Origin of the sequence: Rhodococcus sp. MEB032 (genome assembly GCF_030208925.1) — a bacterium.
Classification (GTDB): domain Bacteria; phylum Actinomycetota; class Actinomycetes; order Mycobacteriales; family Mycobacteriaceae; genus Rhodococcus_F; species Rhodococcus_F qingshengii.
Genome location: NZ_JARVSY010000023.1, coordinates 149,385 through 159,080 on the forward strand (window position 1 = coordinate 149,385; position 9,696 = coordinate 159,080).

5 protein-coding genes are annotated in these 9,696 nt (G+C 63.4%); 1 reads left to right on the forward strand and 4 read right to left on the reverse strand.

Annotated features, from left to right (window positions below; all coding sequences use genetic code 11):
- Window positions 1-181: 181 nt before the first annotated feature.
- Both QRN54_RS21995 and gltB read right to left on the reverse strand, forming a co-directional pair.
- Window positions 182-1,633, reverse strand: a complete 1,452-nt coding sequence (locus QRN54_RS21995; RefSeq protein WP_285183074.1) for a glutamate synthase subunit beta — start codon at window positions 1,631-1,633, stop codon at window positions 182-184.
- Complete coding sequence (gene gltB / locus QRN54_RS22000; RefSeq protein WP_285183075.1) at window positions 1,626-6,224, reverse strand: glutamate synthase large subunit; 4,599 nt, start codon at window positions 6,222-6,224, stop codon at window positions 1,626-1,628. Before gltB ends, QRN54_RS21995 begins: the two co-directional genes overlap by 8 nt.
- 556 nt (window positions 6,225-6,780) lie before the next feature.
- On the opposite strand from gltB, the gene QRN54_RS22005 reads away from it, so the two are divergent.
- A complete protein-coding gene (locus QRN54_RS22005; RefSeq protein WP_285183076.1) occupies window positions 6,781-8,220 on the forward strand; it encodes a phytoene desaturase family protein in 1,440 nt (479 codons plus the stop codon).
- Between the two features lie 154 nt (window positions 8,221-8,374).
- Here the strand turns inward: QRN54_RS22005 and QRN54_RS22010 are convergent, their stop codons facing one another.
- Together QRN54_RS22010 and QRN54_RS22015 are read right to left on the reverse strand one after the other, a co-directional pair.
- Window positions 8,375-8,752, reverse strand: a complete 378-nt coding sequence (locus tag QRN54_RS22010; RefSeq protein ID WP_058036988.1) for a DUF4192 family protein — start codon at window positions 8,750-8,752, stop codon at window positions 8,375-8,377.
- Window positions 8,753-9,157: 405 nt separating this feature from the next.
- On the reverse strand, window positions 9,158-9,601 hold the full coding sequence (locus QRN54_RS22015) for a ketopantoate reductase family protein (protein ID WP_285183077.1): 444 nt from the start codon (window positions 9,599-9,601) through the stop codon (window positions 9,158-9,160).
- Window positions 9,602-9,696: the final 95 nt, after the last annotated feature.

Below are 9,696 nucleotides of genomic sequence, written 5' to 3' on the forward strand. Positions count from 1 at the left end.
ACTCCCCTGTTTTACCTTCAGCAACCCATACACCACTATCGGTGCTCCGGAATCATACTGTCTGGGCGTTGTGTCTGTCCGATGCACGATTGATGAAGGTTTGTTACAGATCGTGCGAATTGCTTGCAGAAACAAAGCCGCACCCCACCGAATGCGGTGGGGTGCGGCTTTGTGAGAGCCTCTAGCGCTGCGGAGCCGCTGTCGGGTGGATCGGTGACGGAAGGGCCGTGACACCCTCGAGGTAGGTGTCCACAGCGGCTGCTGCGGAACGTCCCTCGGCGATGGCCCAGACGATCAGGGACTGGCCGCGGCCCATGTCGCCGGCCACGAACACGCCGTCGACGTTGGTGTTCCACTTCGACGTGCGGGCGACGTTGCCACGCTCGTTCAAGTCGACACCGAGATCGGTGAGCAGACCCGGCTTCTCGGGACCGACGAAGCCCATGGCCAGGAGCACGAGATCGGCTTCGAGCTCGAAGTCCGAGCCCTCGACCTTCTCGAAGCGACCCGACTTCATCTCGACCTCGTGAGCCTTGAGTCCGGTGACCTTGCCGTTTTCACCGACGAAGTTCTCGGTGTTGACGGAGAACAGACGCTCGCCGCCCTCCTCGTGAGCCGAAGCCACGCGGAACATGAGCGGGTACGTCGGCCACGGAGTCTGCTCGGCGCGAGTCTCCGGCGGACGCGGCATGATCTCGAACTGGTGGACGCTGGCCGCACCCTGACGGTGCGAGGTGCCGAGGCAGTCCGCTCCGGTGTCGCCGCCGCCGATGATGACAACCTTCTTGCCCTCAGCGGTGATGGTGGGAGCGTCGAGGTCACCCAACTGCACGCGGTTGGCGATCGGCAGGAACTCCATCGCCTGGTGGATGCCGTCCAGGTCGCGGCCCGGGATCGGAAGATCGCGAGCTGCAGTGGCGCCGCCGGCCAGAACCACTGCGTCGAACTGCTCGCGCAGCTCGTCCGCGGTGATGTCCACGCCGACATTGACGTTGGTCTTGAAGACGGTGCCTTCGGCTTCCATCTGCTCGAGACGGCGGTCGATGTGCCGCTTCTCCATCTTGAACTCGGGGATGCCGTAGCGCAGCAGGCCGCCGATGCGGTCTGCCCGCTCGAAGACCGTCACTGCGTGACCGGCGCGGGTCAGCTGCTGCGCTGCAGCCAGACCGGCCGGACCACTGCCGACAACCGCAACCTTCTTGTTGGTGGCGTGCGCGGCGCGAACCGGCTTGACCCACCCTTCGTCGAAGGCCTTGTCGATGATCTCGACCTCGACCTGCTTGATGGTGACCGGATCCTGGTTGATGCCCAGGACACAGGACGCCTCACAGGGTGCGGGGCACAGACGACCGGTGAACTCCGGGAAGTTGTTGGTCGCGTGCAGACGCTCGATGGCGTCGTGCCAGTGGTCCTTGTAGACCAGGTCGTTCCACTCGGGAATCAAGTTTCCGAGAGGGCAACCGTTGTGGCAGAAAGGAATTCCGCAGTCCATGCAACGGCTGGCCTGGGTCTTGAGGGTTTCCTTCGGGAACTCCTCGTAGACCTCTTTCCAGTCGAGCAGGCGCAACGGCACCGGCCGGCGAACCGGAAGTTCGCGCGACGTGTGCTTCAGGAAGCCGCTTGGATCACCCACGAGCTGCCTCCATAACTGCCTCGTCCACGTTCTTGCCATCCTTCTCTGCGGCCGCGATGGCCAAAAGAACCTTCTTGTAGTCGCGGGGCATCACCTTTGCGAAGTGACCCACCTGCTGCGACCAGTCAGCGAGGATGCGCGTGGCAACCTCGGAGCCGGTTTCGTCGCGATGACGTTCGATGGCGCCCTTCAACCAGGTGAAGTCGTCGCCCGAAAGATCCTCGAGGTCCACCAGTTCGGTGTTGAGGTTCTTCTCGAATGCCTTGTCGGGGTTGTAGATGTACGCGACGCCACCGGACATGCCGGCGCCGAAGTTACGTCCGGTGGCTCCGAGGATGACCACCTTTCCACCCGTCATGTACTCGCAACCATGATCGCCCACACCCTCGACGACGGCAGTGGCGCCGGAGTTACGGACTGCGAAGCGTTCGCCGACGACACCGCGAAGCAGAGCCTCGCCGCTGGTGGCGCCGAACAGGATGACGTTGCCACCGATGATGTTGTCCTCGGCGACAAAGCCTTCCGCTGCATCGAGCGGCGGGCGTACGACGATGCGTCCACCCGAAAGGCCCTTGCCGACGAAGTCGTTGGCGTCGCCGTGCAGGCGCAGGGTCATACCGCTGGGCACGAAAGCACCGAAGCTGTTACCGGCGGAACCGGTGAACGTGATGTCGATGGTGCCCTCGGGCAAGCCCTCTCCACCGAACGCCTTGGTGACCTCGTGGCCGAGCATGGTGCCGACCGTGCGGTTGACGTTGGTGATCGCGGACTCGAAGGAGACCGCCTCACCCTTGTCGAGTGCGTTGCGGGCCGAGACGATCAACTGCTGATCGAGTGCCTTGTCGAGACCGTGATCCTGCGTGCCGGTGCAGTGGACGTCCTGGTCCATGAACGCGGACTCGACCTGGGTGAGGATCGGCGACAGATCGAGATTGCCTGCCTTGCTTCCCTTCCAGTGATCGAGAGCGCGCGTGGTGTCCAGCATGTCGACCTGGCCGACGGCTTCGAGCAGCGTGCGGAAACCGAGTTCCGCGAGAAGCTCGCGAACCTCTTCGGCGATGAACATGAAGAAGTTCTCGACGAATTCCGGCTTGCCACTGAAACGCTGACGCAGCAACGGGTTCTGCGTCGCGACACCGACGGGGCAGGTGTCGAGGTGGCAGACGCGCATCATGATGCAGCCCGAGACAACCAGCGGTGCGGTGGCGAAACCGAACTCCTCGCCGCCGAGCAGGGCAGCGACGACGACGTCGCGACCCGTCTTGAGCTGGCCGTCGACCTGCACGACGATGCGGTCACGGAGACCGTTGAGCAGCAACGTCTGCTGGGTCTCGGCGAGGCCGAGTTCCCACGGTGCGCCCGCATGCTTGACGGAGGTCAGCGGGGTGGCACCGGTGCCACCGTCGTGACCGGAGATCAGAACGACGTCGGCATGTGCCTTGGAGACACCGGCCGCGACGGTTCCGACGCCGACCTCCGAGACCAGCTTCACGTGGATGCGGGCCTGCGGGTTGGCATTCTTCAAGTCGTGGATCAGCTGAGCGAGATCCTCGATCGAGTAGATGTCGTGGTGCGGCGGCGGCGAAATCAGCCCGACGCCAGGCGTGGAGTGCCGAACCTCGGCCACCCACGGGTACACCTTGTGAGCCGGAAGCTGGCCACCCTCACCGGGCTTGGCTCCCTGCGCCATCTTGATCTGGATGTCGGTGCAGTTGCTCAGGTAGTGCGAGGTGACACCGAAGCGTCCCGACGCGACCTGCTTGATGGCACTGCGACGCAGATCGCCGTTCTCGTCCGGCGTGAAGCGCGACGGATGTTCGCCGCCCTCACCGGAATTGGAGCGGGCGCCCAGACGGTTCATCGCGATGGCGAGCGTCTCGTGAGCCTCGGCGGAGATGGAGCCGTAGCTCATCGCACCCGTCGAGAAACGCTTGACGATCTCGCTGGCGGGCTCGACCTCGTCGATCGAGATCGGCGGCCGCTTGCCGATGTTGAAGTCGAACAGACCACGCAGAGCGGCAAGGCGCTCCGACTGGTCGTTGACCATGGTCGTGTACTCCTTGAACACCTCGTACTGACCTGTGCGAGTTGCGTGCTGGAGCTTGAAGACCGTGTCCGGGTTGAACAGGTGGTACTCGCCTTCACGACGCCACTGGTACTCGCCGCCGACCTCGAGCTCGCGGTGAGCGCGCTCTTCGGGGCGATCGAGGTATGCGACGGCGTGACGTGCCTGGACGTCGGCTGCGATCTGGTCGAGGCCGATGCCACCGAGCTGCGACTGCAGACCGGTGAAGTACTCGTCCGTCAGCTCCTGCGAGAGGCCGATGACCTGGAACAGCTGAGCACCGGTGTACGACGCGAGCGTCGAGATGCCCATCTTGGACATCACCTTCAGGACACCCTTGCCGGCTGCCTTGATGTAGTTCGCGATGCCCTTCTCGAGGGTCAGACCCTCGAGCTCGCCGTTCTGCAGGAACTCGTCGATGGTCTCGAAAGCCATGTACGGGTTGACCGCTGCGGCACCGAAGCCGATGAGGAGCGCCATGTGGTGCACCTCGCGGGCGTCGCCGGCCTCGACGATGAGGCCGACCTTGGTGCGCGACTTCTCACGAACCAGGTGGTGGTGCACAGCCGAGGTGAGGAGCAGCGACGGGATCGGTGCGTAGTCCTCGGTGGACTCACGGTCCGAGAGCACGACGATGCGCGCGCCACCCTCGATTGCCTGCGAGACCTGGTACTTGATGCCCTCGAGCGCACGACGGATACCGTCGCCGCCTTCCTTGACGGGGTACAGGCCGCGGATCACGACGCTGCGGAAGCCCGGGAATTCGCCGTCGTCGTTGACGTGAACGAGCTTCGACAGGTCGTCGTTGTGCAGGATCGGCTGCGGGAGCGCAATCTGCTTGCAGGAGTCCGCATTCGGGTGCAGCAGGTCGCCCTCGGGGCCGATGGTCGCGCCGAGGCTGGTGACGACCTCTTCACGGATCGCGTCGAGAGGCGGGTTGGTGACCTGAGCGAAGAGCTGCGAGAAGTAGTCGAACAGCATCCGGGGACGTGACGAGAGCACGGCGATCGGAGTGTCGGTACCCATCGAGCCCAGTGCCTCGGCACCGGAGAGAGCCATCGGCTTGACCAGCAGGTTGACCTCTTCGTTGGTGAAACCGAAGAGCTGCTGACGCAGGACGACGCGCTCGTGCGACATGTACGTGTACGGACGGTCCGGCAGGTCGTCCATGTGGATCAGACCTTCGTCGATCCACTGCTGGTACGGGTGCTCGGCAGCGAGTTCGTTCTTCAGTTCCTCGTCGCTGATGACCCGGCCCTGCGCGGTGTCCACGAGGAACATGCGGCCGGGCTGGAGGCGGACCTTGCGGACAACGGTGGACGGATCGATCGGCAGAACGCCGACCTCCGACGCCATGACGACGAGGCCGTCTTCGGTGATCCACAGACGCGACGGACGCAGACCGTTGCGGTCCAGCACGGCGCCGATGACGGTGCCGTCGGTGAAGCACACCGACGCCGGTCCGTCCCAGGGCTCCATGAGAGCCGAGTGGTACTCGTAGAACGCCCGACGAGCGGGGTCCATGCTCTCGTGCTTCTCCCAGGCTTCCGGGATCATCATGAGAACTGCGTGCGGCAGGCTGCGGCCGGCGAGGTGCAGCATCTCGAGCACCTCGTCGAAACGAGCGGTGTCACTGGCGCCCTGGGTGCAGATCGGGAAGATCTTGTCCAGGTTCTCGCGGCCACCGAAGACGTCGCTGTCGATCAGGGACTCGCGAGCGCGCATCCAGTTCTCGTTGCCGGTGACGGTGTTGATCTCACCGTTGTGAGCGACCCGGCGGAACGGGTGCGCCAGCGGCCACGACGGGAACGTGTTGGTGGAGAAGCGCGAGTGGACCAAGCCCAGTGCGCTCTCGACACGATCGTCCTGCAGGTCGAGGTAGAAACCCTTGAGCTGCGGGGTGGTGAGCATGCCCTTGTAGACGAACGTCTGGCCGGACAGGCTGGGGAAGTACACGGTCTCGCTACCCGGGCCACCCTTGCCGGCGCCTTCGGAGCCGAGTTCGTGCTCGGTGCGCTTACGCACCACGTATGCACGACGCTCGAGATCCATGCCGGTGTACTTGTCACCCTCGGAGCCGATGAAGATCTGACGGAACGTCGGCATCGCGTCGCGCGCCAGTGCGCCCAGCGATGAGTCGTCGGTTCCGACCTCGCGCCAGCCGAGAACCTTCAGGCCCTCTTCGACGACGATCTTCTCGACTGCAGCAGCAGCCTCGTGTGCATCGGCATCGCCCTGCGGGAGGAATGCGATACCGGTTGCGTACGCGCCTTCGGCGGGCAGCGCGAAGTCCACGACAGCTCGGAAGAACTTGTCGGGAACCTGCAGCAGAATGCCCGCACCGTCACCCGTGTTGGGTTCTGATCCGGCAGCGCCGCGATGCTCGAGGTTGACCAGAGCGGTGATCGCCTTTTCGACGATGTCCCTGCTGCGGCGACCATGCATGTCGACAACAAATGCGACTCCACAGGAGTCGTGCTCATTGGACGGGTGATAGAGGCCCTGGGGGCCTGGAAGTTGCTTCATACCCAGCCTTCGTATGCCATAAAGATGCACCGACGACCAGCAGCGCTGATGGCCATCAACTTGCAATGCAAGTCCTTCAAAGCACCGACACGACGATGTGTTCGGTACCACCGAAGTAGCCGCCCTGCGCAGACGCGATGGTGTGCGTTCTGGCACCCGGCGACGTGAGTCTTCGGTCGGTTGAAACTTTTGTGAGTCAACCGTGTAACGAAAACGATAATTCAGAACCCCGGCACGGGCGCAACTAAGGTAGCCCTATAATTGCTCTGAACTGCGGCGATGCAGGGAGCCAGAAGGCCCCTCGACAGATTTCGGAGCTGCGTCTGTGCAGAGAAGTTCCGATTCACAGGATACCGAATCCGCAGGAAACAGGCGCGATGGGCGACGAATGCAACAACTGGCCGCAGCGATAAGAATCAGCTGCGGCCAGTGCGCCTCGAACTGTAACAAAAGTTGATCGATCAACCAAGGTCTAGGCCTGAATTGTTTGCTCGCAGAATGCCATCGCTGTAATTTCCGTAGGCTCACACCTGAGAAGACGGGTGGCGAAGCGCAAATGACAACAGCAGTAGTGGTGGGCAGTGGCCCCAACGGTCTCGCGGCGGCGATCGAACTCGCCCGCGCCGGAATCGACGTCCATGTCGTCGAGGGTGCGGACAAGATCGGCGGCGGCACCCGCAGTAGCGAATACATAGTCGACGGACTCGTCCACGACGATTGCTCCGCCTTCCATCCCACGGCCTTGGCTTCTCCTTACTTCAAGGAACTCGACCGCGAATTCGGGCTCGCCAAGCACGGCCTGACGTGGCTGTGGCCCGAGATCGATCTGGTCCATCCACTCGACGACGGCACCGCCGGGGTTCTGTGGCGCGACATCAACCGGACCGCTGACGGATTGGGTGCCGACGGTAAGAGGTGGCTCGACGTCTTCGGATACCTCGCCGAGAACTTCGACGAGTTGGTGCAGGACGTCTTCCAGCCGATCGTGCACGTTCCGAAGCACCCGCTGATGCTCGCCCGTTTCGGGACGGGCGCTCTGCTTCCCGCGACGGGTTTCGCACGGATGTTCAAGACCCCACAGGCGCGGGCACTGTTCGGTGGCGTCGCGGCGCACATGTTCGGGACGCTGACCCTTCCACTCTCCAGTGCTGTCGGCTCGATGCTCACTGCTGGAGCCCATGCTCACGGTTGGCCTGTGGCGCAAGGTGGTTCAGGATCGATTGCGGAGGCGCTCGCCTCGATCCTGCGCAGCCTCGGTGGCACCATCGAAACCGGGAACTGGGTCACCAACTACTCCCAGATCGCCGGTTACGACATCGTCATGCTCGACATCGCTCCCGATGCGGCCGGTCGTCTGCTCGACGGCCGGCAGCCCGACCGTATTGCCCGGGCCTACCGCAAATTCCGCTACGGCACCGCTGCGTACAAGGTCGACTACGCCGTGCGTGGTGATTCCGACGGAAGCATCGTGCCGTGGACGAATCCGCATGCCCGCAAGGCCGGCACCCTGCATCTGTCCGGGACGATTTCGGAAACTGCGGCTGTCGAACGCCAGACCGTTCGGGATCAGATGCCGGACAAGCCCTTCATTCTGTTGGGCCAGCAGTTCTTGGCCGACCCCTCCCGATCTGTGGGAGACATCCACCCGGTCTGGGCGTATGCGCATGTGCCGCATGGCTATCCGGGTGACGCCACCGATGCGATCACGAGTCAGATCGAGCGTTTTGCGCCGGGGTTCCGGGACCGGATCGTGGGCGTCAACGTGCGCAATGTGCCGCAGATGCAGGCGTACAACCCCAACTATGTGGGTGGCGACATCTCCGCGGGGGCGAACACTGCGCGGCAGATCATCGCGCGCCCCCGGTTCGGACTGGACCCCTATGCCACCGGCGCCCCGGGCGTCTACCTCTGCTCGTCCGCAACTCCGCCGGGCGGCGGGGTTCACGGGATGGGTGGGTTCAATGCCGCGCGGGCGGCGCTGAAGTCTCGGGGTTGAGGCGTCCCCGATGGGGACGACATTTCGGACAAACGACTTCTGAATGGTCACCTAACCCAGTCAGCCAACACGGACGAAACGAAGATGCCCGGCCCATGGCCGAAGCGAACCCACGAAAGGGCAACTAATGGCATGAGACGCAGGACATGCATTGCTAATCAGGCACCTCGCCGTTGGTGTCGAACCACCCCGCTCCGACCTCAAGAGACTCCGAGAAAAGGGTGCGGACGCTGCGGATTCCCCTGCTGTCGAGCTCGCGCTGAGCTGCCTCGATCTGATCGAGTCCGGCGGCTGCCACCGGACCGGCGCCGACGACAACCCAGATAACCGACGTGGCTGCGGCTTGCTCGAGTGCGGTGCTGTAGTCGGCTGCCGCATCGGCACCGATGACATCGGTGCGCGCAACGAACGCGAGCATGGCCGGTGATCCGGTGAGAGCGATCATCACGACGGAACTGACGGGGACGAATCCGAGCAACGCCGGGATTGCGGCCAAGACGTCGGTGGCGGTCCTCAAACGGATGTTCTGCATGTCGTTCCCCTTGCTGTGAAAGTGACCGGGCCTCGTGCCCCGCCAATTTTTTTCGCCTTCTGGCAAAGGAGAATCGCGTCGGTATGAGGGCCGGAGTGCCACCCCCGGGCCGAGAAAATTTCGGTGGGAGCGTGCGAGTGGCGAAAATTTCTCGGAGCCACCGGCCGGCGCTTGCGCCGCCAGGGGTTGTGCGCAGGTCACCGCCGACGAGAATCGGAAGGCCAGAAGTGAAAACAAATCAATGCTTTTCACAGAACGGAGCGCAGCGGAGTTCATGTCGGGGGACACCGAAGGTGGCCGACCGTCGGCTGGATAGCAGTTGGTTTCGTTGCGATTGTGGCGGATCTTCACTTCCTGCGGCGCAACGATTGTGGTGGCACACGCAGGGGCAACCGTCGGCTCCGTCTATAACCCACTTCTGGAGTGCCTCCCAGCTTTTCGCGCGCAGGTGCGCAGGTGCGGCAAGTCTGGTCGGCCTTCGCATGGAACCGCCCCCAGTACCGGTCGTCGAATCCGGCGATTGGCTATGTCACGCTGCCATCGGCTCGGTATCTGAATCCGGCACCCTGATTCGCACGCGATCCATGCGCCATTGCCGGGTGCCGAGCAATCGAAGATCGCCGAACGGTTGTCGCCGGTGACGACGAACAGGCGCCGGACCAGTTCGTCGATGCCCAGCGGTTCGGGCTCGGCAATCTCGACGGTGCCATCTTGTGGCTTTGGCGCGCCCTCAACTGCGTCGGCGATCCCGCCGCCACGACCGAGCGCCTTCACGTCGTGCCCGGCGTCAGCGAGCTCGGCGGCGACCTGGCTTCCGATAAGTCCGCTTCCGAAAATGACGATCTTCATGATTTTTCTCCTTTACTCGGATAGGTCGTGCCCAAGCATTCTCGGACACTACTTATCCAAGTCAAGGGTTGCCCGGTCAGTCGAAGAGTTCGGCG

Coding starts and splice junctions, on each gene's coding strand:
- gltB (WP_285183075.1), bottom strand. CDS start 6,224: ATGAAGCAACTTCCAGGCCCCCAGGGCCTCTATCACCCGTCCAATGAG.
- QRN54_RS22005 (WP_285183076.1), top strand. CDS start 6,781: ATGACAACAGCAGTAGTGGTGGGCAGTGGCCCCAACGGTCTCGCGGCG.
- QRN54_RS22010 (WP_058036988.1), bottom strand. CDS start 8,752: ATGCAGAACATCCGTTTGAGGACCGCCACCGACGTCTTGGCCGCAATC.
- QRN54_RS22015 (WP_285183077.1), bottom strand. CDS start 9,601: ATGAAGATCGTCATTTTCGGAAGCGGACTTATCGGAAGCCAGGTCGCC.